The following is a 26,336-nucleotide window of genomic DNA, read 5'->3' on the forward strand; positions in this document are numbered from 1 at the left end:
TTATTCCTCCGTGATCAATCTATTCACACCTTCTAGCATGGCCTCAACGGAAGCCATTATGATGTCTGTTCTCGCGCCTCTAGCTGACACGATTTTTCCATCTTTCTTCAACTTTACGATAACTTCTACGAGGGCGTCTGTCCCACCTGTTATTGACTCAACTCTGTAATCTTCGAGGTCTATATCTCCTAGTTCTGAGAATGCTTTCCCTACTGCCTCTATTGAAGCGTCGACAGGGCCTGTTCCAGTTCCGGATTGAATTACTTCTTTACCATCTATTAATAACTCGATTGAAGCGGTTGGGGTTACTTTATTCCCTGAGACTACAGTTAGTTCTTCTAGTTTAACCCTTGGCTCTTCATATATGTTGAGAACTGTTTCGATTATTGTTTTTAGGTCTGCAGTGGTTACTTTTTTACCTCTATCCCCTATGTCTTTTATTCTTTTGACGATGTCGGCTAGTTGTTCTTGGTTTGCTTCTACACCCATTTCTTCAAGCATTGCTTTCACAGATGCTTTTCCGGTGTGTTTTCCAAGAATGAATCTTCTCTGTCGACCTACTTCGCTTGGGGAGATTGGTTCGTATGTTGATGAGTCGCTTAAAACACCGTGGGCGTGTATTCCAGATTCATGTGTAAATGCATTGTCTCCAACGATTGATTTATTGTCGGATAATACAACTCCAGATAGCCTTGAAACAAGTCTAGATGTTTCATAAAGTAGTTCTGGCTCGACATTGAACTCCATATCATATAGTTTCCTGCCTGCCATAACTACTTCTTCTAAAGCTGCGTTACCTGCTCTCTCACCTAAACCGTTCATAGTTACGTGGACCTCATCACATCCAGATTTAATGCCCTCAATTGTGTTTGCAACTGCGAAACCAAGGTCATCATGGCAATGTAGGCCGACCGTTACGTCGAAAGTTTCTACAAGTTGTGATAGGTCGTTTCTTACTTGTTCAGGTGTCAAAACACCAACTGTGTCACAATAACATAACCTGTCGGCTCCAACATCTATTCCATTTTTGAATACTTTTTCGATATAACTTATGTCTGCCCGGCTTGCATCTTCTCCACTTAACTCAACTATCAAGCCATGGTCCTTAGCGTATTGAACAACATCGGTAGTCATCTCGATTATTTCAGACCGGTTTTTCTCTAGTTTTTTCTCAATATGTAGGTCAGAAACCGGTACAACTAAGTGTACTGAATCTACACCGCAATTTAACGCTTCATCGATGTCTTTTTTGACTATTCGTGTATAACTACATATCTCAGCGTCAAGCCCTTCATTCGCTACCTTACGTATGCCCTCTTTTTCCCCTTCAGATGTTACAGCGCTTCCAGCCTCTATTATGTCAACCCCTAACTCATCAAGCTTCTTAGCTATCCATAGTTTTTCATCTGGGGTTAATGAGACTCCAGGTGTCTGTTCACCATCTCTCAGGGTAGTGTCCAACAATTTAACCAATAAAACGATCCCTCATATTAAACACCTAATAAACGAGTATTAACTCTAGAAATCTAAATATCTTTAGATATCAAAAGCCAACACCACATCCTTAATCAATAATCATTATATACCTAAATAGTTATTCATCCTACGGAAAAAACCAAAAAACACAACACCAAACACAGAAAAAATAATCCAAGAAAAAACAAACCAAAAACACAATAACAATATTTAAAATTTAATATTTAAAATTTGTGAGAGTTTGAGAGAGCAATAAGTCCTCTTCCTTTAGGGAGAGGAGGATGTCACCCAACTACTGTTACCATTAAAAATAATTTAGGTAGGCCGATATATTAATAATCTAATTTTTCTAGAATCCTTTTTTTCATTTTTTTATTAATAATGGATTTCTTTAAAAAACTGTATGGTTGGGCCTAAAGTAGGCCCAATTGCTTTATTTTTGTTATTTTTTGAAGCAAAGCCACCAGTCGTAGCAATCGATTTCACCATCTGCTTCTTGTTGTTTTCTTTTCTTGATTGTTTGAACATCTCCTGCTGGTGGTATTATTACTCGATCTCCTTCTATTTCGTTTTCTGGCCAGTTTGCTGGTATTGCTACTCCTTCTTCGCTGTTTTTTTGGAATCCTTTTATCATTCTTATTATTTCACTTATGTTTCGACCTAGTTCTGCAGGGTAGTAGAGTATTGCTCTTATTGTTGATTGGGGGTCTACTATGAATACTGCTCTAACCGTCATTGTTGCTTTTGAATGTATTAGTCCAAGTTTTTTGGCAACACTACCGACAGGGTCGGCTATTATTGGGAACTCTATCTCAGTATCCATGTTGTCTTTTATCCATTCAGTCCATTTAAGGTGGCTGTGCACCTGGTCTATGCTTAGACCTATTAATTCGGTATTAAGTTCTTGGAACTCGTCATATTTTTTTTGGAATGCTACAAACTCTGTGGTGCATACAGGTGTGAAGTCGCCAGGATGTGAAAACAGGATGAACCATTTTCCTTTATAGTCTTTTGGTAACTCTATATCACCATGTGTTGTTTGTACTTCCATTTCTGGAAATTTGTCTCCAATTAATGGCATTGGTTTTTTTTCTTCCATAAATTTCACTATACAAATGTATGTAGGTTTAGAATTTAAATAATTTGGGTTTTAACTAAAATTAAGGAAATATAGAAGGTATATAATGATTTAAAGACTTATTTTAGATTAAAAAAAGATATTGTACCTTTATAAAATTATTTATGGTCTATACTTACTTGTTTTTCTGTATCTGTTTTGCTGTTTCTAGTATTTTTTTGGTTTGTTTTGGATATTTTAGTTTACACTCAACTTTTTTTCCACTTCTACGAGTCTTTAGTAAGTTTGCTTCTTCAAGTTTTTTGAAGTGCCTATACACTACCGATCTATCTCGTTCTATAAGGTCTTCAAGCTCACATATACATACATAATCGTTTTCTTGAAGTAAGGCTTCTAACAGTGTTATTCTATGTTCCGAACTTAATGCCTTGAATAGTTTCTGCATTTTTCCCCTTTTTTATTTTTTTATTTTTTTTAGGTTTCTCTGTTTCTATATTTGTTGGTTTAGGGTAGGGATGTTAAGTTGATGAAACTATTTTTATTATATCTCCATTTTGGAGTTTTTCTTCTTCAGATATTCTCATATCTGTTTTAGCGTTTACGGCATATAGGTAGTTGTTTCCTATATCGCTGTGGATTTTGTAGGCTAGGTCTTTTGGGGTGGAGCCTTTTTCGAGGAGTATTGCGTCGGGTAGTACGTTGTCGTTTTTATCGGTATAGTTATTTTCATCTTCAACAGGGTAGACTACTATTTGGTTTAGTAGGTCGCGAACTGATTTTTCAATGGTTTCTTGAACTCCTGTTCCTCCGTATTTATGTAGTACTTCTTTTTTTATGAACTCAAGTCCTTTTTTCTGTTTTTCTGAGAGTTTTTCGGGTTCGAGTATTTTGTAGTCGGTGTCTCCGGGACGGTAGTCGATTATTTTGTTTTGGCTTGCTTTTTTCAATGCAAGTTCGGCGCTAGCACTTGTTGGAACGACCTTTTGTTTTGTTTCTTTTATTTTTTCTATATTTTCTTTTGGAGCGATATCTGCTTTGTTTGCTGCTATTAAGATGGGTTTGCTTTCTCTTCGCATGTTTTCTATGAGGTTTTCTCGATCTTTTTCACTCCAGTTACTGGGTTTATTCTGATTTAGATCCAGTTTCGATATCGACATTTTTATGTCGTTTAGTGTTAGGCCAAGGCCTGTATATACGTCGTGGATTTCGTGTGACAAGTCTTTTTTTTGTACTTCAACTCTTCTGATGAGTGAGCTCCATTTATCTTCTATTATACTTAACATCCACATTTTTATTTCGTTGGTAAGGAAATCGATATCTTCTGTGGGATCGTGTTGGGATATCTCGACTGGATTGCCTTTTTGGTCTGTAGATCCACTGCTATCTATTACGTGGATTAATGCATCTGCTTGCCGTAATTGGTCAAGAAACTCATTTCCTAATCCTTTTCCTTTATATGCATCTGGAACTAGGCCTGCTACATCTAAGAGTTCTATTGGTACGTGTCTTGTTCCATCTATGCATCTTGAGTTCTGGGGGTTACAGGTTATATCTAGTTCTTGACATGGACATGGTTCTCTTATGTATGCGTATCCTCTGTTTGAATCGATTGTTGTAAATGGATAGTTAGCTGTTTCAACGTCTATACCGGTTGATGCCATAAAAAAAGTTGATTTGCCTGCGTTGGGTTTTCCTACAATTCCTAGAATTTTATTACCTCCAAATTTGCTTTCATGACTAAACGTTTTCAAGGGGGAAATTTTGGAAAAATTTTGGGTTGATTGAATTAATTTTGTTTTTTTAGGCTTAGTTTAATCTCAAGTTATTGGTTTTTTTGGAATTAAATTGGTTAAAATTTATTTTTTTGTTTATCTAGGGGTTTTTTGGGATCTATTGTTTATGTTTTTGGGTTTACAACCCTTTTTTTTCTATTTCGCCTTTTTCTCTTTTTTCTCCGAAGGATCTTAATCCCTCTGTCTTTAGTTGTTTTTTTAGTTTTTTTGCTTGTGTTTTTGTGATTTCTTTTTGTTTTTTGAAGTACTCGATTATTTCTTTTGCTTGTTGTGGTGTTTCACAGCCTTTTAAGTGGTCTTTTATTGAGGGTATTTTTGTTTCTTCTTTTATTGGTGAGTGCTGTTTTTCTGTGTTTTTGTTTGCTGGACAACTAGTTTCGTTTGGGTTTTTTATTTCATCTATTCCTATTGTGGGAGAGGTCTTGAGGTCTTCATATATTTTTGGGAATTTTTCTTTTAGGTTTTCAATTTTCATCTTTATCACGTTTTATTTTGTTTTTTTCTTCTACAATTGAATCAATCTTCTCAGGGGTTAGTAGTGATAGGGTTGGGAGTTCTTTGGTTTTGATTCCTATATCATCTGGGGTTGGTTGTGGTTTCTTGTTTTTTTGTTTTTTTGGTATTATCTGTACGCCTTTTTTTGCGTGTATGGTTCCTTCTGTATGTGCTTCATCGTGTATTCGTACTATATCGGCTGTTATGTCTCCTAATATGCTTGCGTTTTTCTCTATCTCTACTTTTCGTTTGCTTGTTATGTTTCCATGGACTACTGTTCCTTTTTTAAGTTTTACATTGCCTTTTGATTTGATGCTTCCAAAAAAAGTGGTGTATTTATCAATTTTTACGTCTCTTGCTCTAAGGTTTCCTATGAACCTACATTCTTTTCCGATTATAGCTTTTCCTGGTGCATCTATCTCGGATCCGAACTCTACTCCTTTTGGTATTATTAATGCGTTTTCTGGAATCTGTTCTTCAAACATTTCTTCAAGTATTTCTTCTATCTCTTCTGTTTCGCTTCTCCTCAAAAGGTTTGAAAAAAGAAGCAGGAAGTACATGAAAAGTGGTATTGGGTTTCTTATGGTTATCCATCCGTTAGCTTCAAACCCTTCATCGATATCAACATCGTTACCTATGTCGAGGTTTTTTTCTACAAGGAGTTTACCATTTATTTTACATCGCTCACCTATATATGCATCTTGGCCGACTATGAGGTCTCCATCTATTAATGACCACAGACCTAACTCAACGTCACCATCTGCATATACATCGTCTTCGATGTCTACTCGCTCTCCGGTTTGAATCGACTTCGGTGTCTTTATTCCATACTGTAGATTACTGTTGCTTCCAATAACAACATCGCTGTCGGTGACGATTAAACGTTCTTCAATCCGGGTTTTATCAGGTATTATGAATAATTCATCGTCTTCCATATTTCTCATCTCATGCTCCATATTTACTTGATTTGTTTGTTATATCAAGGCAGATTGGCATTAGGTCCTTTCCTTTAATTCTCAGTAAACCACCTTTGTATGTATTTTCATCGAACCTATCTACATCATCAACTCTAACTCCATCACCTACCATTGTAATGGGGACAGGATCACCAGAATGATCTTTAATTGTTAATGGTGTGGAGTGGTCTGCAGTTAAAACCATCAATGTATCATCAAGTTCTTGTAGTAAATAACCAACTGCTGGATCTATTTTCTCTTCTATATACCGAATTTTTCCCTCTCCATCTCCATCATGACCGGCTTCATCTCCACCCTTTAAATGAAGTAAAACGAAATCCTTAGTTTCTAGTTGTCTGACAGTTTCAATAGCCTTATTCATCACGTTAGAGTCGGTACTACCGGTCGCACCATCAACATCGATAACATCCATTCCAACAACCTTACCAATACCTCTCATTAACCCTGTTCCTGAAATAATAGCTGAATCCAAACCAAGTTTTTCGTCTATAGGTTCCACAGATGGTACCTCACCAACCCCTCTTAACAGAACAGTGTTGGCAGGATAAAGACCCTTATCAACTCTCTCTTGATTAACTGGATGTTTCTCTAAAACTTCACCGGCTTTCTCAATAAACATATTAAGGATTTTAGCCGTTTTTTCACCACTTGGATCCAATGCCTTTACTTCTTTAGGAGCATAACCAGGTTTCTTAGGGTCTGAACCTGTTACTTTACTTGATAAACCGTCTCCACGAAGCACTAAAGCACCACGATGCCCTGTAGATTCACGAAAAATAACTTCAACCCCATTTAACCTCTTTATGTTTTCTTGAACGGCCTTAGCCAACTCACTTGTTTTATTAATTCTTCCAGCCCTTCTATCAACAATCAAGCCATCCTTTTCGGTAGCAAAATTACATCTAAACGCTATATCCCCTTCTTCTACATCAATCCCTACTCCAGCAGCCTCAAATGGACCACGACCAGTATATGTATTATAGGGATCATAACCAACCAAAGATAGGTGAGATGTATCCGACCCAGGCCTTACACCCGGAGATATCGGATCCATAATTCCAGAAACACCTAATTTAGCTGCTTCATCAAGGTTTGGAGTCTCTGCAACTTGAAGAGAAGTAAGGCCATTTAGGCTTGGAGTAGGCCTACCACTAATACCATCCATAACTACTAACAAGATATTCATTTTAACCCCTAAACAAATCTATTAAATAAAAATATTGATATAACCAAATAAACTATTGAACTAAGTTAATAAAAAAAGATTGTATAAAGAAAAACCTACATTTTTTTAGATAAACCCGATAAAAAATGTATAATTAATTCATTTTATTTTTTGGTTTTTAGATTAGCATTAATAGGGCGCCGATTATTGCTCCTGATAGTGTTGCTGTTAGGTTTACATGTTCGTTGTTTAGTATTCCTTTTTTTTCTAGTGTTGCACCTAGTAAACTATCTATGTTGCATCCGATGAATCCTGCTATGGGACCGACTATTAAAGCGAATTCTATTCCAAAGGCTAGGTAGGCTATTATTCCTATTATTAGGCCACCTATGATGCTAGCAAGTTCACCTGCTATTGAGATTCCTCCATTCGATCCAGTTTTAACTTTCTTTTTGAGGTTGGTTATTAGTCTTGTTTCGTTGTCAAGTGCACCTATTTCGCTTGCTATTGTGTCTGATGTTGCTGTTGCTATAGCCCCTATGTAAGCCCCTATAAAGACTAATTCATACCCTGTGTATGGAGAGTACATCGTTTCAACTGCCAGTGTCTGTATTTGTGTTGGGTTTTGGATGTAGGTTGTGTATATCCAAGTTAATATTACTATAGCTACGGGGACCATTCCGTTGGCTATAACGTTCTTTACTTTCCTTTCACCGTTTTCACCTTCATGGATTTGTTTATGTTTTTTGTATTCGTACTCGAATTTTGTAGCTATCCAGGCTATTATTACGAAAGAGATTAGAAGCAAGAGCCATTCTATACCACCAAATATGCTGACTATGCTCCCCATTATGAAGGCTGCAACACTGCCACCTCTATCTAGTATTTCTCTGTGATAGGCAGTTATTGCTAGAACGGTGGCTATCCCAACCCCTATTACGGCGTCCATAAACACCACTAGACTATAATCAAATCGAGGTATTTCATTTTAACGGTCCATTTTATATGTCCCATGAGACCTCTATTTCTGTATTTTATTTCTGGTTGTCTCATAGGTTTTTCTATATTTATTTTCTTTAAAAAGTTTTGATTCCTTATTGTTCTTCTTGTTCTTGTTCTTGTTCTTGTTCTTTTTGTTGTTCTTTTTGTTTTTGTTTTCGTTGTTCTGATTCTATTTGGATTCCGGCTTCTTTTGCTATTTCTTCGAATCCTTCTGGTATTTCTTCTATTTCTTCTGGTTCTGCGGTTACTTCGCTTTTTCTTATTTCTACTCTTCTTAATGGGTATATTGATTTAACTGTCTGGTATATTTCGCTGGAGATTTGTCCTGTGACTAATTCTTGTGTGAATTGTTCGTATTCCATTTTTTTGGCGTTTGTTTTTATGACTTCTGTTGCTTTTTTGCGTAGTCCTTTTTTCTGTGATGATTTTCCTCTTTTGACTGTGAATAGTATTGGTTTGACTCTGATTTTGTATCCGTCTTGTGTTAGTACATCTACGGTTAGGTCTATTCTGTCGGTTCTTCGTCTTATTAAGCTGCCTATGTAATCGCTTGTTAGTTCGTGTCCAATGAATTGTGTGTATGCTTCGTTTCCTGATACTTTGTTTATTTTGAAGTATAGTTTGACGTTGTTTTTTGAGAAATCTCCTGTTAGGTCTCCGACTGTTGTTTCTATTACTCTACCTGTTACTTTTTGGGGTTCATCTGCTGGTGTTTCTCCGATTTTGCTTTCTCCAAACATTTCGGGAGCAAAGACTGTGTACCAGTCTTTTGCTTCCCATCCGAACTTTCTTGATTTTCTTTTTGACATGTATGGTCCTCCAATTTGAAGTTTAAATTTATTTATATGATTGTTTTAAAACTGTTTTTATTTTAGGTTTGTTTGTTTTGTTTTTTATGGCCATTCAAGTGTGTATGGTGTTTCTGGTAATGGCTCGGTTTTTTCTTGTATTTCTTTTGGCCAGTTTTCTGGATTGAATCCGTTGTATGCTAGGAACGCTACTACCCACCTGCTTAGACCCAGTCCTGCACAACCGGTCCAGAGAGGTTTCTCGTAGGGTGATCTAATTGAGAAACCGTCTACAAAATGGGTTCCATGTAAATTTACGCTGCCGATGCTTAAACCTTCTTCATTCTCTGGCATCTTGACTCTTATCTCTCTTTTAGGGATATCGGGATATTCAATGTCGTCTAGTTCTCCGTGTCTTCCTTCTAGGTAGAATGGGTCGTCTCCTACTTCGATGTGCCAATCTGCTTGTATGTATTTATCTATGAAATCTATGTATGCATTTAGTACTTTGTCTGCTACTTCTTCGGTTTGTTCTGGTTTACCGATCCATACCAACTCGTTTCTCTGGAACTCGTTTACTCTGTCAAGGCCTTTTGAACCTCCACCTTCCCACCTATATGTGAAGCCTGAGTTGTCGTATATTTTTATTGGTAGGTTTTCTTTGCTTAACATTTCGTGTGTGAACATTTGGTAGAATGGTTCACATTGTGCTGGAGCTAGTACATATCCGGGTTTTTTCAGTCCTTTTTGTAGTAGGTCTATTGGTGGTTCTCCTATTACTTTTAGTTCTTTTTTGAATAGGTTGTATAGTTCGTCGTCTCTTTTTGGGTTTGATGCATAGTACATTCCTTCTGGCAATCCCTCTAGGTATTTCATTTTGTTCATTATATCTAGTGGAATGAGTTTTGGGAATAATGCTTCGTTGAACCCGGTTTTTTCTGGTATGTGTTTTCTGGCTAGTTCTCCTAATGCTCTGAATAGTTTTGCGTATGGGGGCATGTAGATCCATTGGCCTTTTCCTGGGAATTTCTTGATCCATCCTTTTTCTTTTGCTTTTTCTGTTGGATCTGTTTTTAACTTCATCTCTCGTTTTGGGCTTTTTTCAAGTATTGTTCCTGGTTTGATTTCTGAAACTTTGAATGTTATTTCTTCGTCGTCGGTTATAACTTCGTTTGTTAGTTTTAGTAGGCGATCTATAACTCCGTTTCTTATATCGCTTTCGTTTAGGTTTGTTAGGTTAAGTTTAAGGCCGTTTTCTGTATCGATGCTTGATATCCATCTTAGGTTCTTCATCTCTTTTTTGAATTTCTCGGTTTCTTTATCGCTGAGTTTTCTTTTTATTTTTGCTTGATAACTATCTATCTCTATTCCTCTTACTCCTATGTGGTGTTTTGGACCTAATTTACTTGAGATAGGGTTTAAAAGCCTGATTAAAGCTTCATGTGCTCTTACATACCTATTGCTTTTTATTGATATCTCTATTTTATCTTCAATAACCTGCCAGTTTTCAATTGTTGCGCCCATATTTTCTGGCGCTCCTTTTTTGAGCAGGTCTTGTTCTGCATTTTGTAGAAAGATATCTATATCGTTGGTTACTTCTTCATCAGCTTTATCGCTTAGTAAAATACTGCCTTTAAGTTTTAATTCAAGCTCTATCTCCATAATCCATCTACCTCTTCGGCCACATCTATACATTTCAAAATATCATCTAACGAGGCTATTGATTGCCTAACGCTTGAAAAACTAAATCTAATTTTTATTTCTCTTACTTCGCTATCTATGTCTTTTGTTTTTTGTTTATAATCGATTTGTATGTTTGGGAGGTTGTCGGGTTCAAGTGCTCCGATTAAAACTTTGGGAGAATCTGTCTCTATTTTCATTTCACCTTCAACAGGCGGTTTATCCATCTATATCCCCCAATTGGCTACATATTATTTCATCGATTTTTTTATAGAAGGTGTCTATTGATTCATTTGGCACTGAAGCTCCACTCGCTATGTTATGGCCTCCGCCTCGACCTCCAACCAGTTTTGCTGCTTTAGACATCGCTTCTGATAGGTTAAGTCCATTATCTATTAGGTTTTCATTTCCTCGGGCACTCACTTTTGTTTCATCTTCATCTCTGTATATAGATAAAATTGGTTTTTCAGTAAGTAAGCAGTTTACAGCTATCGATGCAACCGCTCCTTTTATCGATTGTGTTTCAACCTCGATTACGTTGAAACAGTCATGTTTAATGGTTTTTTCCTTGATCCCATCAAGTTCGTCTAACATTTTTTTATTGAATTCTTTTTCATAACCACGTGCTTCATCTATATGTTTTTCATCATCTAAAGCCAGTGATAAAGCCATGCCGTATTTTTCTTTACGAGCACAAGAGTTTATTAGTGAAGTTAATTCTGTGGCGTAGTTTACAGGGCCTTTTTTTATTTTATATAAATCTCCAACCATCGATGTTATTGATTTAGCTGTGGCTCCTTGACTTAAAAGCATTAAAGATAAAGTTTTTATCAATTTTTTTTTCTCTTCTTTGGTTAAATCAGTAATCTGTTTTTCAGATGGAATATTGAGTCTTTTTAGTAAACGATTTACACGTTCGATGTTATTTAGATTATTGAAGTAGGGGTCTGTAGAGGTTGTTAATGCTTGACTTGTTTTTCCATAAAGCCTTAAACCCTCTTCTATCTCTATTGCTCCGACCTCTATTCCGTCCATAACCAATTTTTTGTTTATTCCTTTAAGTGGTAAGTGTTGTCTGTCACCTATTGCTCCAGCAAGAGCAATGCAGGATAGATCTTTGTTTTCTTGATTCATTTCACGTGCTATAAGGTATGAAAGCCCTGCCGCACTCACCTCAGATGACCCATCTATGTTGTAGTGATGTGGATTTAGATGTAGGTCAGCTATCCCATCACTGTATTCAGGTGGATGGTGGTCTGCTACCAAGACTTTTTTATTAATTTTATCGATTACGTCTGGCTGTCCACTACCCATATCGAAGAAAACCACGGTTTCCTCTTCTTCTTCATTTATTTTATCCACAATCTCCATTGAAGGCCTGCTAACTATGGTTGTGTGGAAAGGAATTTCTTCTCTATTTAAAGCTGTGCATAAGACTCCAGCTGAGGTTATTCCATCAGCGTCTTTATGAGAGATACATCTAACGAAATTTGATGAAACAAGTTCGTCAGCCAGCTCTCTAGCCTGAGCAACTATCTCCTTCAATGTTCTCACTAAAAAATTTATTTATAGAAAAAACAGGTTTAGTTTTAGAGGGGTTGTTTAAACGCCCTCAAACCAATGTTTATTCAGAAATTAATAAATCAGCTTTTTCTGGCTTGTATTTCCAGTTTTCTGGAATTCTGCCTTTATCTCTATAGTAATTAGCAAGTTGATGGACTTTTGACTCTGTTATCTGGAGACCTCTTTTACTACTATTATCGTTTGGGTTTTGATTTTGGTGTTCACGAAGTTTTTTAGCTTTGATAACAAGGTTTTTCAGGTCCTCAGGTATCTTTGGCTCTGCATCCCTGTCACTTAATATATCTGAGATTTTTTTACCGGTGACTTCTCTGACATCTGGAACTGCGTATTTATCTCTTAACACCATTCCAATCTCACTTGTTGAATAACCTTCTTCTTTTAAATCAACGACCAAGTCTTCGATTTCCTCAACATCCATATTAATCCATTCATATTTATCTTCTGAAGTTGACATAATATATCCTCCATAACTGAAACTTAAAAGACCTTAGAATTACTTTTATCTTTTGGAACATCAAAACAAAAAAATCTATAATATATCTATCATTTTTTATCAACTCAAGCCTTAAGACCTACTTTCTCTTTAGGGAGCGGGTTACTTCACTGTTTTTTTAGCCAATGATCTAGTTTTTTCAATGCCTTTCTTCTATGTGATAACTGGTTTTTTGCTTCCATATCCATTTGACCAAACGTTTTGTTTTTGTTTTTAGGTATGAATATTGGGTCGTATCCAAAGCCATGCTTCCCTTTTTGTTGGTGAGCTATCTTTCCAACGACTTTGCCTTTAAATATCTTAGTTGTATCTTTGTCTATGTATGCAACTATAGATTTAAAGTGGCAATCTCTGTTTTTTTGGTTTTTCATTAACTCTAAGATGCCTTTGTTTTTGATAGTTTGATGTACGTATGATGAGTATGGTCCTGGGAAACCGTTGTATGCATCTATAAATAGTCCTGAATCTTCAACAATCAATGGTTTTTTCAATCTTTTGAAGGCGTTTTCAGCTCCGTTGGTCGCAACGTTTTCAATTTTGTCTTGTATTTCAGGATAACCAATATCAGATATTTTTACCTTTATCGGATGAAGTATTTCTTGCGCTTCCCTGGCTTTATTTTCATTACCCGTTATGAATGTTATTTGTTTTTTCATTGTACTCCTTCCTTTTTAGGTATACTATAGTTATAGAGTTTTAGTTTGGTTGTTATTTAGTTGTGTTTTTATTTTTTTTAGGTGTTGGCTGATGGTTTCTGTATCATATGGGGAGAGGGGTTGTTATTGTGGTATGTATTTTCCTCTTTTTTGTATTTCTCTGAGTCTTTTGAATACTTTTTTGTGTTTTGGGAATGTTTTTTTGTATCCTTTTTTGATTTGTTTTATTGAGTTGTTTGGTTGGTGTGTTGCTTTTATTGATTGGAATAGTATGTGTAGGTCGACTCCTCTTGCTTCGATGTGGACGTCGTATTCTGCTAATCCGAAGTCTATTATGTAGATTTTGTTTTTGTGTTTGATCATGTTGCTTGTTGTTAGGTCGCCGTGTACTAAACCGGCGTTATGGAGTTTTCCTATGTTTTTTCCGATTTCATTGTATTGTTGGGGGTTTAGTTTGTTGTATATGTTTTTTAGTTTATCGCCGTCTATGTATTCGAATTCGATTGTATGGTTTTTGATATCGAGTATTATTGGTGTTGGGACTCCGGCTTGACGTGCTTGTGATGTTATTTTTGTTTCTTTGATTACTCTTTCTCTTCGTATTCTGTTGTCCAGTTCTGGGTGTCTGTATTTTTTTGGTATTCTTTTTTTTAGGATTTTGTTTCCTTTTAGATATATCTCTGCTTCTGCACCGCGATCTATTAGTTTTGGTTTCATCTCCAATTGACCTCCACGCTATCTGGTCTGTAGTCTGGTTTTATTTTGATTTTTGGTGTGTGTTTGACTCCGGCTTTATACATTTTGAGGCCTGTATGAGCTATCATTGCGCCGTTGTCGCTGAGGAATTCGGGTTTTGGTTTGTATAATTTTGAGTCTCTTTCGTTTGCCATGGTTTCTAGCATTTTTGTGAGTCTTTGGTTGTGTGCTACTCCTCCGCATAAGAGTACTTCGTTTTTTTCTAGGTGGGCTAGTGCTCTTTCTGTTACTTCTGTTAGCATTGCGAAACTTGTTTCTTGTATACTGTAGGCTAGGTTTGTTTTTTTGTTTTTGTTGATTTGGTTTTCTGCAGAAGTTATGAGGCCTGAGAAGGAGAAATCCATTCCTTTGACGGTGTATGGTAGTTTTATTAATTTATTGCCTTTTTTGGCGAGTTTCTCGATTTCTGGACCTCCTGGATGAGGTATGTCGAGTTTACGCGCGAATTTATCTAGTGCGTTACCGATCCCGATATCTAGTGTTTCGCCGAAAACTCTGTACCTATTGCCTCGGTATGCTAGTACCTGTGAGTTTGCTCCACTTACATAAAGTACTACAGGGTCTTCACACCCGGTGTTCCACCTACCCACTTCTATGTGGGCAATGCAGTGGTTTACGCCTATAATCGGTTTGTTTAGTGATAATGAGAGGGTTCTAGCTGCTGTTGCTACTACTCTGAGGCATTGTCCCATTCCGGGACCTTGTGAAAAACTAATTAAGTCTATTTCACTTGGATTTAAATCTGCTTTGTCTATGGCTATTTCTATTGAGTTTGCTATGTTGTCTGCGTGGTGTTGGGAAGCTTCTCTAGGGTGTATACCCCCAGATTTCGGTTGGTATGGTGTTGAAACATGTGATAGTACTTTGTTTTCGTCTACAACGCCTATAGATAGGTTCCAGGCAGTTCCCTCTATTCCCAGAGCTTTCATTTCTCTATCCATACCGATAAAATGAGTTTCTGTGGGTTATTTAAACTCGGTGTACCCACATTTACCGCAAGATAGCCGGTCTTCATGATCGGCTAAATAAACGCCTTTACCACATCTAGGGCAGTTTTCACGTTTCCTGTTTATTTCATCATCTTTAACTTCATAAATTTCTCTTTTGTTCAAGTTTATTCCTCCGATCCTTCTTTAGTTTCTTGTTTTTCATTTACATTACGCTCGATGATGTGTTTTTGCTCAATCTCTTTTAAATCGTCCATCCGGGTGTAGAGTTTTGCGTAACCTTCGGTGATTCCCAGACCTGTTTTTGTTTTCAAACTATCTACTATAAGTAGCGATTTGGTTAGATCTTCTTCAGCTGCAATCTTTGCTTTCACTTCGGATCTGGTTGGTGTTGCATTGCCCATGTGATCTATTTTAAACTTTATCTCTTCTCTCTTTACCGCTGGGTTTTCTTTTCTTTCAACGATATCTATTTCCATCATATCTCCTCCATCATATCTAAATAATTCTTTACTTTATCTTTACAATCTCTATCAACAGTGACAGAAACCAATCCTTCCTTAGGTTGTCCATATAGGATAATATATCCTTCCGGTGCATGAAGTACCGCAGGAAGTACAGCTAAATCTTCTTCCCCATCAACAGAAATGAGGTAGGGTTCCTCTATATCAAATCCATCTTTAATTGCTTTAACCAACTCGGTTGTGATGTGGCCAGCTGGATTAGAAACCTCCTTAATTTGATAGCTCCATTGACCAATCTCGTTTTTTATGTCTTGACTTGCTTCTTCCCGCATAACTCGGCCATCAACAATCGCTAGTGTAGGATAGATTTTCTGTTTAAGAAGGTTGTAGGTTGTTACGTCACCTACAGAAACGATTTCTTTTGAGCTGTAGTCTTCTAAAACCTTCTCAACCGATTCCTCACCATCTTTAATAAGGGTGCCAAGTGGTTTTTTAAGTTTACTCCGTAACGGTTCCTGCAACCTAAATGTCAAATTACCTTACCTTCAATGCATATTTTCCAGGATGTTCTACATTCAATTTATCAGCGATTTTAGATCGCTTTGGGTCAAGAATAACAACATAACCGGTCCATGACTCAGTAAGTGAACTAGACCTGCATATAGGGCAGGTATCGCTTTCTTTAACTATTCTATAACAGTTTCGACAAGCAGCGTCTGCCATACTTAATCACCCGGCCTTATAGGGGCATCTGGATATTCCTCTTTATATTCATCCATATCGATGTCATGAGTTGATAGATGACTACCGGTTATAGCCTTATACTCCTTTCCACAAACACGACACTCGACAACATCAGGTTTTTCTGTTTTATCTTCTGTCTCCTCTTTCTCCGTATCTCTCGGTTCTGGCTCCTCTGTTTCTGGTTTTTCAACCGATTCTTCCTCAGTTTCAGCGATTTCTTCGTCAGTTTCTGTTATTTCTTTGTCTTCGCCGATTACTTTACGGATTTGGACTTCGGTTTCTTCGGCTTTTTCTTCGTCTTTATCGATTTTACCTAGCACTGGCTGTCTCATTGTTAATCCGATTTTGGATTCTTTTGGGTCTTGTTCGTTTAGGCTTACAGCTATTATTCTGGCGCAGATGTAATCTCCTTCGTCTAGTGAGAAATCCGATTCTCTTCCAACGAGTCTTGCGTTTTTCTCGTCGTATGAAACATAGTCGGAGGTGATTTGGCTTACGTGTAATAAAGCGTCCATTGGCCCTATGCCTATGAATGCTCCGAAATCTACTATTTCAACAACTTCTCCTTCGATTATTTCTTGCATCTCTGGGCGATATGTAATGCACCTGAATTTGACGTTGTAATAAACACCGGCGTCGTTTGGAATTAATTTTCCATCACCGGCTTCTATAATATCGGTGACTGCAACGAACATCCCGAGTTTTCGGTCTATTCTTCCTTCAACTTTATTCTCCAGCATCTCTTTGATTACTTTGTCTCTTGGTTCTTCCAGCCTTGTTGGAGGAACCCTAACTGTATCGATAGCTTCCAATTCTCTATACAAATCTAATCACTCCAGCTCAAAACTCTTTAGTTAGGTGGCTACCCTGTCTCATATATATGAGGGGTATACCTTTTTTTCTAAGTCTCTCTCTTAATTCTTTATCGTTGGTGGCGACAACTGTATTCTCCTTAGAAACTGCTACCTCGATTACGGCGTCATCACCAACAGCTTTTGTGTCGACAACACTGTGTTTTTTCGCTAACAATAAACCTATTTTAGCAGCACGTTTGTCGACACCACTTCCTGAACTTACAATTTCCTCAAGCTCTTTCACAACTGAACTTGGAACTAAAATACTGTAATTGCAGTTAAGTATCCTGTCGATTTCTCTAAAAACATCTACATTAAACTGTTCAGGAACCATTAAAATGTTTGTGTCAAGAACCACGTTTACTTGGTTCCTTTCGTTATCTATAGGGCTAAAAGACTTCATGATGGACACAATTTCACTTCCCACCCTGCAACACAAAACTCCATTTTGACCACAAAAAACTTAATGTTGGTGGTAAACTCGGAATGGAGTTATCTCTTAAGTTTACCGACACCGATAAGTCTCCAGCGAGCACCTATACGTCTACTAATAGCCATGCTAGAGCCTTTTTCTGCACAAACAGGCCTCTTTAACTTGACTTCAGCTTCGTTTTCACGTGCACTTGTTATAACTCCGACAGTTGTTGCAGTACCTAAGTTAAGCATCAAAGGTTCGTTAGTGCGTAACCCTTCAACCTCTGATTCATCCTCAACACCAACAACCCTGTCAAGTAGGTCGAACTCGACAACAAACTCGTCCCAAACAGGTGGAAGATTTTCAGGAAGACCCATAATCTGACCAACAAGCCCATCGCTTTTAGTCATAAATGGATCAAGTTTCGTACCTATACCAACCAAACCACCAGGAGTTATTTCGTCTCTATAATCTCCACCGGAAAAAATACTAACCGTTTCAGTTACTATCGGCTCCCACCAGGTTTTACCACCTGAATCAACTTTTTTCCCCGGCCGAATCTCAATCTCCGTTCCATTAGAGATACTTCCTTGTTTAAGAGACCCACCTATGATACCGCCTTTTATTTCATCTATCTCAGTACCTGGTTTGTTAACATCGAAAGAACGTGCAATCGGCATCAAAACAGGTTTTTCCAACTTTCTATCCGGTGTTGGAATAACATCTTCAATTGCTGTAATAACCATATCGATGTTTGTTCTTTGTTGAGCAGAACAAGGAATAATCGGAGCACCCTCAGCAACGGTGCCTTTAACAAATTCCTTTATTTGGTTATAGTTATCAATAGCCTCTTCCTTAGAAACCAAATCAATTTTGTTTTGAACAACGATTATATCTTCAACACCAATAATATCGAGAGCCATTAAATGTTCTTTAGTTTGAGGTTGAGGACAATCCTCATTAGCCGCAATAACAAGAACAGCTCCATCCATTATGGCAGAACCGGACAACATAGTAGCCATCAATGTTTCGTGGCCAGGAGCATCTACAAAAGAAATAGCCCTAGTTACCTCAGCTTCACCACCACACTCACAAACCTCCTCTGTAGTATAAGCCTCAGGAGGCTCACAATCACTGCACATCCTAAACACAGTGTCAGCGTAACCAAGCCTTATCGAAATACCTCTCCTCAGCTCTTCACTATGCTGATCCGTCCACGTACCGCTTAGAGCCTCAACCAATGTTGTCTTCCCATGGTCTACATGCCCAATTAATCCAATGTTTACTTCTGGCTGTTTCAAAGTGACACCCTTCTAATAATAAGAACCTTGAATATTCTATGCGATACTAATCTAAAAACCTTTCCACATAAAACCCCTATTCTAAACCAACAAAACCACACAAAACAAATAACTTAACAAAATAACTTAACAAAATCTATCTCACAAACTAAAGACAACCCCTATCCCTAAAGAGAAAGAAGCCTCTAGGCTTGATTAGGGATAAAACCTTCAAACCGATAAAACCAAATAATAAAAACCAGATTTAAATTTACTAAATAATCAAATTCGAAGTTTTTATTCAGGATTGTTACATATGAGAAGCAACAACGTAAAGAAAGGTCTTAAAAGAACCCCATCAAGAGCTCTACTAAAAGCAAATGGAGTAACCGATAGCGATATGGATAAACCATTTATTGGAATAGCAAACGCATGGAGTGAGATAGTGCCAGGACACCTACACCTAAAAGACCTCTCCAAGGCAGTAAAACAAGGAGTTTCAGCCGGTGGAGGCGTACCATTTGAATTCGGCTCAATAGGCATCTGCGATGGACTCGCAATGGGCCATAGAGGCATGAGATATTCATTACCCTCCAGAGACCTAATAGCCGACTCAATAGAAGCAATGGCAGAAGCACATCAATTCGATGGCATCGTCCTAATAGCAAGCTGTGACAAAATATTACCAGGAATGTTAATGGGAGCCCTAAGAATCAACATACCAACCATAATGGTTACCGGCGGCCCCATGCTATCTGAAAAAATGGATAACAAAGACCTAACCCTCATATCAACATTCGAAGGAATAGGAAAATATAAATCAGGCGAAATCAACGAAGAAAAACTCCAGGAAATGGAGAACAAGGCATGCCCCAGCTGTGGAAGCTGTCAAGGAATGTATACCGCAAACACATTTGCATGCTTAATAGAGACAATGGGGCTTTCACTACCAAAATGCGCAACATCCCACGCATGTTCATCAGAAAAAAGACGGATCGCAAAGGAAAGTGGTGAAAAAATAATGGAACTAATCAACCAAGACCTAACCATTAAAGATATAGTAACAGAAAAAGCCATCAAAAACGCCATAAAAGTCGACATGATGTTAGGAGGGTCAACAAACACCACACTACACATACCCGCCGTCGCAGCAGAAGCAGGATACGACATAACCCTCAAAGATTTCGATCAAGCAAGCCAAAACACACCCTATCTAGTATCAATGAAACCTGGAGGCAAACACGTAATGACCGACCTCCACAACGCAGGAGGAATACCCGCCCTCATAAAACAATCTAAAAAACTATTAAACAACACAACAACAGTAAGCGGAAAAAAATTATTCGAAAACACCGAAACAACCCATGTAAACAACGAAATAATCAAACCACTTAAAAACCCATTGAGAAAAACAGGCGGAATAACCGTATTACAAGGAAACATAGCCCCACGTGGATCTGTTTTAAAAGTAAGTGCAGTTGACCCAGAAATGTACAACTTCACAGGCACCGCAAAAATATACGAAAACGAAGACGAAGCTGTAGACGCAATACTCGATGGCGAAATAAAAAAAGGAGACGTAGTGATAATAAGATACGAAGGACCAAAAGGAGGGCCAGGAATGCCAGAAATGCTTGCACCAACATCCGCATTAACAGGAATGGGACTAGAAAAATCAGTAGCACTACTAACAGATGGAAGGTTCAGCGGTGGAACCAGAGGCCCATGCATAGGACACATCTCACCAGAAGCAGCAGACGGAGGACCAATAGCATACCTAAAAAACGGCGACCAAATAGAAATCAACATACCTAAAGGCGAAATAAACGCCAAACTCACACAAAAACAACTAACAAAAAGAAAAAAAGAAACAAAAATCAAAAAAACAAACGAAAAAGGCTTATTAGGCCGTTACAGCAGACTTGCAGAATCACCAGACAAAGGCGGACGAATAACATAAAAAGGGAGATAAAAAAGGTGTTTTAAATGGAAGAGAAATCAAAACACGTACTTGAATTACTAGGTATGACCAGGGTAGTAGTTGAAAACGGAGAGATAACCAAAGTAGAAGGAGGAGAAATTGACTACTGTCCATTATGGCATAAAATGCATGGAGTTGAAAAACTAAGCGAAGGAGCAAGATGGCAAGTTAAAAGATTAATGGAAGAAATCGGGTTCTGCACCGAAAACCGCCAAATAGAGATGGAAGAAAGAATAGTAACATTCGGAACATCAGAAACCATAATGACAGGTCTAGAAAACAACGAGATAGATATATCAATAACAGTTTGCGATGGAGCAGGTACAGTAATCACATCAAACCCAAAAGTAGTTCAAGGAATAGGAGGCCGGTTAAGCGGCATAAGCCATACAACACCAAACCCAAAAGTAATCAAAAAACTCAGAGAAAAAAACGCCGAAGTTCTAAACCAACCAAGAATAGACCAACCAGCCGGACTTAAAAAAGCATTAAAAAAAGGATATAAAAAACCAGCAATAACAGTAAGCACTCCAGAAGACGCAGTAAAATGCCGGAAAATAAGTAAAGAAGCTATAATATTCGGAGTACACCTCACAGGCGTAAACAAAAAACAAGCAAAAAAACTCGTAGAAACCTGTGACGTATTATCAGGATGCGCATCAAAAACAATAAGAAAAACAGCAGGAGAAAAAGCATTACTCCAAGCAGGAAGATCCATCCCAATATTCGCCCTAACAAAAAAAGGAAGAAACCTAACACTAGACCAAGCCAAAAAAGTACCAGGCCAAATCTACATAACACAAAAAAACCTACCCCACCTAAAAGACGGAAACCCACCAAAACCCCTAAAATAAAAAAAAGAATCTGAGTTCTTACGGAAGTTCTTACGAAAACTATCAATCAAATTCAAGTCTTCTCATCTTTAGGGATTGGTTCATCCGGCTTAACACCATAATAATCATATCTAGCCTGACCAAAAGGACAACCCTCATCACCTGTAATTCTTAACTCTATACCCTGAATCCATTCAAAAAAACTATAACCTGCTCTAGCAGGCCTACATACCGGACAGTACTTTTCACAAAAAACAGGTTCTTTTTTATTACTCAACAAAAACACCTATTTAATGATAACAAACCTATTATTTAAAAAATAAACCCATCAAATTAATTTCTAATCATTTAAAAACCAAAAAACCAAAAAATGTAATTATAAAAAACAATAGATATTTCTCTTTTTTAGAAAAACTGTAATTTATTTAGAATTAATTATTTTCAATTGAGGCCATCTTAAAGATATTTTATCAGAAAAAAGGTATTGATAACTCCCTAAATGCAAAAGTCTTAAATATGATTAATTAAATATACTTTGAATTAGTGGGGAAACATGATAGGATACGAAGGCGTAGTTTTACTGGTTGCAGCAGCACTGTTCACTGACTTCTTTTCACTACTACCACCAGGACTCCATCTAATGGGATGGGGCAAAGGAAGACCTGCATGGACAATCTTGTTCATCGGTGGTATTGTACAGTTCTTACTAGGAATAGCAACGATTTTTGGTGGCGGAGACGTATTAACAGGATTTATAATAGTAATATTCGGTGTCATATTCGTCGGTATAGGGTTCATGGTTCATAGAGGCTATGACCCTGCAGGCGTAGGCCACTTAGCACTAGCAACGGCGATACCATTCATAGTGTTTGCGATATACTTTGCAGCAGTGTACGGCGGATCATACGGATGGGTATGGTTCATTATAATGCTCTCAATAACAGTGATACTTCTAATCGTTGCACTAATGGACTATGGAAAAATCTCAGAGAGAATTACAGGAATAGCCCTTGTATTATGGGCAATCTGGTTCTTCCTTCTCGGAGCAATAATATTCCTAGGAGTAGGGCTAGAGACATACGAATGGATAACAGGGCTTGAGTACTGATATATCAGTAAAACTAAAACAAAGCGGATTGTGGGTTTGAATAACCCACAAAAAATTTTTTTATTTACTTTTTTTTTTAAATCAAATCAATATTTTTTAAAAACTGATTTTAAGTAATTTATTTACTTTTAAAAAAAACTAACTGGATGTATAAACTGTTTTTTATTCTGTTTAATGTATGTTTTGGGTTTATTTTTTTGGTTAAAAGTAATGTTGATTTAAGTTTATTTTGTATTTTGGTTTTGTTTATGGTTGAAGATATGAATATTGTTTCTGAGGGGGGTGTTGAGTTTTTTGTTCCGGTGGTTGATGGTGATGTTGATTCTAGTATGGAGGTTTTTTATAACCCGGTGATGGAGTCTAATAGAGATATCTCTGTTGCGTTTATTGACGCTGTTTCTGGTGTTGGTGATCGTTATCTTGATTGTCATGGTGGGACTGGTGTGAGGGGTCTTAGAATGGCTGATATGGTTGATGGGTTAGATGTAACTATTAATGATTGGTCTCGTGATGCAGCTAGTTTGATTGAAAGGAATGCTAGTCATAATTCGCTGGATGTTGAGGTATGTTCTGTTGATGCAAATGTCCTTTTGTCTAAACGTAGGTTTGATATAATTGATGTGGATCCATTTGGTTCTCCTGTTCCTTTTTTAGATTCTGCTGCCAGGTCTCTAACGCGTGGTGGTGTTTTGTGTATGACTGCTACAGATACCGCTCCTCTCTCTGGGGCTCATAAAAAACCGGGTATACGTAGGTATAGTGCCGTCCCTTTGAACACTCCTTATCATAAGGAACTTGGTGCTAGAATTTTGGTTGGTAAGACGGCTTTAATTTTAGCGCAATATGATATTTCAGTTAGGTCGTTGTTCACTTACTATAAGGATCATTACTTTCGTTCATATCTTGAGACTGATGTGGGTGCTAAAAAAAGTAATGAGACATTGGAGAAAATGGGTTTTCTTCACCATTGTTTTAATTGTGGGTGTAGAGAGGTTGTTTATGGTTTAGAGAACCCTGGAAAACTCCCGAATAAATGTAGTTGTGGTCAATCTATGTCTTTTTGTGGACCTTTATATCTGGGAGAGTTGATGAATAAATCATGTTTGAAAGATGTTTTAAGAAATCTGAAGAATGGTTTTTTTGGAACTAAAAAAGAGTCAATGAAGCTTATTGAAAGATGTATTTCGGAATCTGGGTTCCCACCAACATTCTATGATCTACATCATTATTGTAAAATGGAGTCTATAAGGGCTCCCAAAACAAATGAAGTATTAGATAAATTGGGGGATAGAGGGTTTAAGGCATCTCAAACACATTTTCATCCGCTTGGAATTAAAACTGATGCTAGCTCCAGCATATTAAAAGAAATACTTAATGAGCTTGTTTAAGATAACGGTTTTTTATGATTCAAGTTTTCTAGTTATCCATCTTGTTAGACCTGAAATCTTTATTTTGATTTTTGTTGTTGTTTTAGGTCTTCTTGATTTTTTTTCTTGAACTATTAGGATTGATGTATCTGTTTTGTCCGCTACTTCATTGGGTATTGTTCCAAATAGAAAGCCTTTTAAAGCTGATTCTTGACTAGCTGACATTACTACTAAATCGAATTTTTTTGATTCAGAAATTAATGCCTTTGACACGTCTTTGTCTTTAATTATTCTTGAGGTTGATTCTACTTCTATTCGTTTTTCTGACCTTTCTTGGAATTTCTGGATTTTCTCTATTTCTTTTGATGATGCTCTTGGGTCGATTACTCTTAATAACTCTATAAAGCCGTCTCCTTTACTTGCTATTGCTGAAGCCAGATCAAGGGTTAACCCTATTTTGGATGATAATCGGGTTGGAAGCAATATTTTGTTGTGTTTATTTGGCATAAATCCACGATCTTTGAATATAGCTACATCACAATCCGCGTTATGCAAAATGTAGTCTATTGAACTTCCTAGTAATTCACTGTGGCTAAATTCTTCAAGCCATTCCACTAAAATCATGTCTGCATCTTCTTTTTCAGCTAGATCTATTACTGTATTTTTGTAGCTATGGGTGTAAACAATATGTTCTTCTTCCATTATGTCGTATTCAGCGTTTTCTTCAATAATGTTTAAAACAGCATCTTCAAGCATTTCGCGTTTCTTGGCGTACCTATCTTTGTATGCGTATAATGGTGTTTGATCGGGTATTTCAAGGATTATCGCTGGGATTATTTTTCCACGTTTGTCTTCTGCAACTTCCATTCCAATTTTAATGAGATTTTCTAGGTGTTTGATATCTGTGATTGGAACTAAAACTCGATAGTCATCTAAATCATCAGGGACTTCATCAAAATTATCAAGTGCTTTACTAGCTTTTCTCTGAGTTATAGCACCTCTTACTTCACTTTCATCTCTAACCCCATCTTTCACGAAATAATACCAAACTAGACCTAGAAAGATAACTAGAAAAGCGAACACAATCGGCATTAATTCTCCCATACTAAACAACATTACAAAAGAACCTACAAAACCAATAGCTGGAAGATAAGGATAAAATGGAGCTTTAAATTTAGGTTCATACCAATCAGTTTCTGCTTCTCTTAAAACAATCAATGAAAGATTAACAAAAGCGAAAACAAGTATATTGAGAGCACTGGTCATTTCAGCTAGTCTCTGCACCGGGAAAATCAAGAGCATTATTGTCAATACTATTCCGCTTAAAACTATAGCTGTGATTGGAGTTTTAAACCTACCATCAATTTTGGTTAACCACTCTGGCATCAAACCATCTTTAGCCATAGCAAAGGGATAACGTGCTGAAGACATTAAAGAAGCATTACCCGTAGATAATGTAGCAAAAACACCAGCCAAAACCATTATAGTAACACCAACAGACCCTAAAAAAGACTCAGCCACATCCAAAATAGGAGTAGTAGATTCAGCAAGTTCTTCATACGGATAAGCACCGACAACAACAATCATAATCAACGAATAAAGTAAAATTACAAACAAAATAGAACCAATAATCGCTCTCGGAAGGTTTTTACCTGGATCCTTCACCTCCTCAGCGATAGCACTCGCCTCAGCAATCCCAACATAAGAAACAAAAACAAATCCCGCTGTAGCCAAAGTCTGACTCACACCGGTATCAACCCAAACAAACTGATCGATACTAACATGACCCATACCTAAAAAAATAAAGAAAAAAAGCAGTATAGTCAAAAACAACAACATTAGATTTTGAATTCCACCAGAACTCTTAACACCAACAATGTTAATCGCAATAAACAAAACAGAAGCAACAACAGCTAAAGTTAATTCATTAACAGCTATTAAAGCAGCCAGATAACCACCAAAACCAACAAAAGCAAAAGAACCTTTAATCAAAAGACCCAGCCAAGTTGCAATACCCACAGAACTACCCACAGCCGACCCTAAAGACCTCTTCATAAACACATAAGTACCACCAGCTTTAGGAATAGCAGTCGCCATCTCAGAAATACAGAAAGCAGTAATCAAAGCAAGAACACCAGAAAGAATAAAAGAAATTATAGAACCTGGACCAGCCATCGCCGCAGCCATACCTGGTAAAACAAAGATACCAGCACCAACCATAGTCCCAACACTAATAGAAAAAACCGAAAGAAAACCCATGTTCCGCTCCAACTCAACAACCCGGTCAGAACCTCCATCACCAACTTTCGATATAACTAAACCCTCCATTAAACAAAAATCTAAAACTCAGAAATTTTACGATTAACCATTAAACAAACAACCAAAAAACCTTTTCCCCAA

29 protein-coding genes are annotated in these 26,336 nt (G+C 37.3%); 4 read left to right on the forward strand and 25 right to left on the reverse strand.

Annotation, left to right across the window (positions count from 1 at the left end; all coding sequences use genetic code 11):
- The 23 genes from QEN48_RS05580 to QEN48_RS05690 form a co-directional block, all read right to left on the reverse strand.
- Positions 1-1,461, reverse strand: a complete 1,461-nt coding sequence (locus tag QEN48_RS05580) for a 2-isopropylmalate synthase (RefSeq protein WP_280107917.1) — start codon at positions 1,459-1,461, stop codon at positions 1-3.
- Positions 1,462-1,918: 457 nt separating this feature from the next.
- Positions 1,919-2,575, reverse strand: a complete 657-nt coding sequence (locus tag QEN48_RS05585) for a peroxiredoxin (protein WP_280107918.1) — start codon at positions 2,573-2,575, stop codon at positions 1,919-1,921.
- A 154-nt stretch (positions 2,576-2,729) separates the two neighbouring features.
- The gene (locus tag QEN48_RS05590) at positions 2,730-2,999 is read right to left on the reverse strand and encodes a metalloregulator ArsR/SmtB family transcription factor (RefSeq protein WP_280107919.1); all 270 of its coding nucleotides are present in this window, start codon (positions 2,997-2,999) and stop codon (positions 2,730-2,732) included.
- 73 nt (positions 3,000-3,072) lie between these two features.
- On the reverse strand, positions 3,073-4,263 hold the full coding sequence (locus tag QEN48_RS05595) for a redox-regulated ATPase YchF (RefSeq protein ID WP_347985132.1): 1,191 nt from the start codon (positions 4,261-4,263) through the stop codon (positions 3,073-3,075).
- 202 nt (positions 4,264-4,465) lie between these two features.
- Positions 4,466-4,822, reverse strand: a complete 357-nt coding sequence (locus tag QEN48_RS05600; RefSeq protein ID WP_280107921.1) for a DUF2095 family protein — start codon at positions 4,820-4,822, stop codon at positions 4,466-4,468.
- Positions 4,812-5,786, reverse strand: a complete 975-nt coding sequence (locus QEN48_RS05605; RefSeq protein WP_280107922.1) for a polymer-forming cytoskeletal protein — start codon at positions 5,784-5,786, stop codon at positions 4,812-4,814. The genes QEN48_RS05600 and QEN48_RS05605 overlap by 11 nt, the downstream gene beginning before the upstream one ends.
- A gap of 1 nt (position 5,787) precedes the next feature.
- Positions 5,788-7,005, reverse strand: coding sequence for a 2,3-bisphosphoglycerate-independent phosphoglycerate mutase (locus QEN48_RS05610; RefSeq protein WP_280107923.1), 1,218 nt, complete (start codon positions 7,003-7,005; stop codon positions 5,788-5,790).
- A 157-nt stretch (positions 7,006-7,162) separates the two neighbouring features.
- Positions 7,163-7,933 carry a DUF92 domain-containing protein gene (locus QEN48_RS05615; protein ID WP_280107924.1) on the reverse strand — a complete coding sequence of 257 codons (771 nt, stop codon included), beginning with the start codon at positions 7,931-7,933 and terminating at the stop codon, positions 7,163-7,165.
- A gap of 145 nt (positions 7,934-8,078) precedes the next feature.
- The gene (locus QEN48_RS05620; protein ID WP_280107925.1) at positions 8,079-8,795 is read right to left on the reverse strand and encodes a 30S ribosomal protein S3ae; all 717 of its coding nucleotides are present in this window, start codon (positions 8,793-8,795) and stop codon (positions 8,079-8,081) included.
- An 84-nt stretch (positions 8,796-8,879) separates the two neighbouring features.
- On the reverse strand, positions 8,880-10,436 hold the full coding sequence (locus QEN48_RS05625; protein WP_280107926.1) for a serine--tRNA ligase: 1,557 nt from the start codon (positions 10,434-10,436) through the stop codon (positions 8,880-8,882).
- Positions 10,427-10,681 (reverse strand): KEOPS complex subunit Pcc1, encoded by a 255-nt coding sequence (locus QEN48_RS05630; RefSeq protein ID WP_280107927.1) that lies wholly within the window; start codon positions 10,679-10,681, stop codon positions 10,427-10,429. The genes QEN48_RS05625 and QEN48_RS05630 overlap by 10 nt, the downstream gene beginning before the upstream one ends.
- Positions 10,674-11,999: a DHH family phosphoesterase gene (locus QEN48_RS05635; protein ID WP_280107928.1), complete on the reverse strand. Its 1,326-nt coding sequence runs from the start codon at positions 11,997-11,999 to the stop codon at positions 10,674-10,676. The genes QEN48_RS05630 and QEN48_RS05635 overlap by 8 nt, the downstream gene beginning before the upstream one ends.
- 79 nt (positions 12,000-12,078) lie before the next feature.
- Positions 12,079-12,492 carry a 30S ribosomal protein S15 gene (locus QEN48_RS05640; RefSeq protein ID WP_280107929.1) on the reverse strand — a complete coding sequence of 138 codons (414 nt, stop codon included), beginning with the start codon at positions 12,490-12,492 and terminating at the stop codon, positions 12,079-12,081.
- Positions 12,493-12,638: 146 nt separating this feature from the next.
- The gene (locus tag QEN48_RS05645; protein ID WP_280107930.1) at positions 12,639-13,187 is read right to left on the reverse strand and encodes an XTP/dITP diphosphatase; all 549 of its coding nucleotides are present in this window, start codon (positions 13,185-13,187) and stop codon (positions 12,639-12,641) included.
- Positions 13,188-13,310: 123 nt separating this feature from the next.
- Positions 13,311-13,904 (reverse strand): Kae1-associated kinase Bud32, encoded by a 594-nt coding sequence (locus tag QEN48_RS05650; protein WP_280109099.1) that lies wholly within the window; start codon positions 13,902-13,904, stop codon positions 13,311-13,313.
- A complete protein-coding gene (locus tag QEN48_RS05655) occupies positions 13,901-14,872 on the reverse strand; it encodes a bifunctional N(6)-L-threonylcarbamoyladenine synthase/serine/threonine protein kinase (RefSeq protein WP_280107931.1) in 972 nt (323 codons plus the stop codon). Before QEN48_RS05655 ends, QEN48_RS05650 begins: the two co-directional genes overlap by 4 nt.
- Before the next feature lie 36 nt (positions 14,873-14,908).
- Positions 14,909-15,055, reverse strand: coding sequence for a 30S ribosomal protein S27ae (locus QEN48_RS05660; RefSeq protein WP_280107932.1), 147 nt, complete (start codon positions 15,053-15,055; stop codon positions 14,909-14,911).
- Positions 15,056-15,057: 2 nt separating this feature from the next.
- A complete protein-coding gene (locus tag QEN48_RS05665) occupies positions 15,058-15,372 on the reverse strand; it encodes a hypothetical protein (protein WP_280107933.1) in 315 nt (104 codons plus the stop codon).
- Positions 15,369-15,875: a DUF359 domain-containing protein gene (locus tag QEN48_RS05670; protein WP_280107934.1), complete on the reverse strand. Its 507-nt coding sequence runs from the start codon at positions 15,873-15,875 to the stop codon at positions 15,369-15,371. Before QEN48_RS05670 ends, QEN48_RS05665 begins: the two co-directional genes overlap by 4 nt.
- A gap of 13 nt (positions 15,876-15,888) precedes the next feature.
- The gene (gene spt4, locus QEN48_RS05675; RefSeq protein ID WP_280107935.1) at positions 15,889-16,077 is read right to left on the reverse strand and encodes a transcription elongation factor subunit Spt4; all 189 of its coding nucleotides are present in this window, start codon (positions 16,075-16,077) and stop codon (positions 15,889-15,891) included.
- A gap of 2 nt (positions 16,078-16,079) precedes the next feature.
- Positions 16,080-16,922, reverse strand: coding sequence for a DNA-directed RNA polymerase (locus QEN48_RS05680; RefSeq protein WP_280107936.1), 843 nt, complete (start codon positions 16,920-16,922; stop codon positions 16,080-16,082).
- Positions 16,923-16,938: 16 nt separating this feature from the next.
- Positions 16,939-17,379, reverse strand: a complete 441-nt coding sequence (locus tag QEN48_RS05685) for a hypothetical protein (protein ID WP_280107937.1) — start codon at positions 17,377-17,379, stop codon at positions 16,939-16,941.
- A gap of 65 nt (positions 17,380-17,444) precedes the next feature.
- Entirely contained in the window at positions 17,445-18,668 is a 1,224-nt protein-coding gene (locus tag QEN48_RS05690) for a translation initiation factor IF-2 subunit gamma (protein WP_280107938.1), read from the reverse strand.
- Between the two features lie 295 nt (positions 18,669-18,963).
- Between QEN48_RS05690 and ilvD the strand changes: the two genes are divergently transcribed.
- Entirely contained in the window at positions 18,964-20,607 is a 1,644-nt protein-coding gene (gene ilvD, locus QEN48_RS05695) for a dihydroxy-acid dehydratase (RefSeq protein WP_280107939.1), read from the forward strand.
- Between the two features lie 26 nt (positions 20,608-20,633).
- On the forward strand, positions 20,634-21,482 hold the full coding sequence (locus tag QEN48_RS05700; protein WP_280107940.1) for a methanogenesis marker 8 protein: 849 nt from the start codon (positions 20,634-20,636) through the stop codon (positions 21,480-21,482).
- Positions 21,483-21,534: 52 nt separating this feature from the next.
- On the opposite strand, the gene QEN48_RS05705 is transcribed toward QEN48_RS05700, so the two are convergent.
- Positions 21,535-21,747, reverse strand: a complete 213-nt coding sequence (locus QEN48_RS05705) for a hypothetical protein (RefSeq protein WP_347985106.1) — start codon at positions 21,745-21,747, stop codon at positions 21,535-21,537.
- 267 nt (positions 21,748-22,014) lie between these two features.
- On the opposite strand from QEN48_RS05705, the gene QEN48_RS05710 reads away from it, so the two are divergent.
- Both QEN48_RS05710 and QEN48_RS05715 read left to right on the forward strand, forming a co-directional pair.
- Positions 22,015-22,569 (forward strand): hypothetical protein, encoded by a 555-nt coding sequence (locus QEN48_RS05710; protein WP_280107942.1) that lies wholly within the window; start codon positions 22,015-22,017, stop codon positions 22,567-22,569.
- A 248-nt stretch (positions 22,570-22,817) separates the two neighbouring features.
- A complete protein-coding gene (locus tag QEN48_RS05715; protein WP_280107943.1) occupies positions 22,818-23,957 on the forward strand; it encodes a tRNA (guanine(10)-N(2))-dimethyltransferase in 1,140 nt (379 codons plus the stop codon).
- Positions 23,958-23,969: 12 nt separating this feature from the next.
- Here QEN48_RS05715 and QEN48_RS05720 read toward each other — a convergent pair whose 3' ends face one another.
- Positions 23,970-26,264, reverse strand: a complete 2,295-nt coding sequence (locus QEN48_RS05720; RefSeq protein ID WP_280107944.1) for an amino acid permease — start codon at positions 26,262-26,264, stop codon at positions 23,970-23,972.
- Positions 26,265-26,336 lie beyond the last annotated feature (72 nt).

This window comes from Methanonatronarchaeum sp. AMET-Sl (assembly GCF_029854155.1).
Classification (GTDB): Archaea; Halobacteriota; Methanonatronarchaeia; order Methanonatronarchaeales; family Methanonatronarchaeaceae; genus Methanonatronarchaeum.

Coding starts and splice junctions, on each gene's coding strand:
- QEN48_RS05585 (WP_280107918.1), bottom strand. CDS start 2,575: ATGGAAGAAAAAAAACCAATGCCATTAATTGGAGACAAATTTCCAGAA.
- QEN48_RS05590 (WP_280107919.1), bottom strand. CDS start 2,999: ATGCAGAAACTATTCAAGGCATTAAGTTCGGAACATAGAATAACACTG.
- QEN48_RS05600 (WP_280107921.1), bottom strand. CDS start 4,822: ATGAAAATTGAAAACCTAAAAGAAAAATTCCCAAAAATATATGAAGAC.
- QEN48_RS05605 (WP_280107922.1), bottom strand. CDS start 5,786: ATGAGAAATATGGAAGACGATGAATTATTCATAATACCTGATAAAACC.
- QEN48_RS05610 (WP_280107923.1), bottom strand. CDS start 7,005: ATGAATATCTTGTTAGTAGTTATGGATGGTATTAGTGGTAGGCCTACT.
- QEN48_RS05615 (WP_280107924.1), bottom strand. CDS start 7,933: ATGGACGCCGTAATAGGGGTTGGGATAGCCACCGTTCTAGCAATAACT.
- QEN48_RS05620 (WP_280107925.1), bottom strand. CDS start 8,795: ATGTCAAAAAGAAAATCAAGAAAGTTCGGATGGGAAGCAAAAGACTGG.
- QEN48_RS05625 (WP_280107926.1), bottom strand. CDS start 10,436: ATGGAGATAGAGCTTGAATTAAAACTTAAAGGCAGTATTTTACTAAGC.
- QEN48_RS05630 (WP_280107927.1), bottom strand. CDS start 10,681: ATGGATAAACCGCCTGTTGAAGGTGAAATGAAAATAGAGACAGATTCT.
- QEN48_RS05640 (WP_280107929.1), bottom strand. CDS start 12,492: ATGTCAACTTCAGAAGATAAATATGAATGGATTAATATGGATGTTGAG.
- QEN48_RS05645 (WP_280107930.1), bottom strand. CDS start 13,187: ATGAAAAAACAAATAACATTCATAACGGGTAATGAAAATAAAGCCAGG.
- QEN48_RS05650 (WP_280109099.1), bottom strand. CDS start 13,904: ATGAAACCAAAACTAATAGATCGCGGTGCAGAAGCAGAGATATATCTA.
- QEN48_RS05655 (WP_280107931.1), bottom strand. CDS start 14,872: ATGAAAGCTCTGGGAATAGAGGGAACTGCCTGGAACCTATCTATAGGC.
- QEN48_RS05665 (WP_280107933.1), bottom strand. CDS start 15,372: ATGATGGAAATAGATATCGTTGAAAGAAAAGAAAACCCAGCGGTAAAG.
- spt4 (WP_280107935.1), bottom strand. CDS start 16,077: ATGGCAGACGCTGCTTGTCGAAACTGTTATAGAATAGTTAAAGAAAGC.
- ilvD (WP_280107939.1), top strand. CDS start 18,964: ATGAGAAGCAACAACGTAAAGAAAGGTCTTAAAAGAACCCCATCAAGA.
- QEN48_RS05700 (WP_280107940.1), top strand. CDS start 20,634: ATGGAAGAGAAATCAAAACACGTACTTGAATTACTAGGTATGACCAGG.
- QEN48_RS05710 (WP_280107942.1), top strand. CDS start 22,015: ATGATAGGATACGAAGGCGTAGTTTTACTGGTTGCAGCAGCACTGTTC.
- QEN48_RS05715 (WP_280107943.1), top strand. CDS start 22,818: ATGGTTGAAGATATGAATATTGTTTCTGAGGGGGGTGTTGAGTTTTTT.
- QEN48_RS05720 (WP_280107944.1), bottom strand. CDS start 26,264: ATGGAGGGTTTAGTTATATCGAAAGTTGGTGATGGAGGTTCTGACCGG.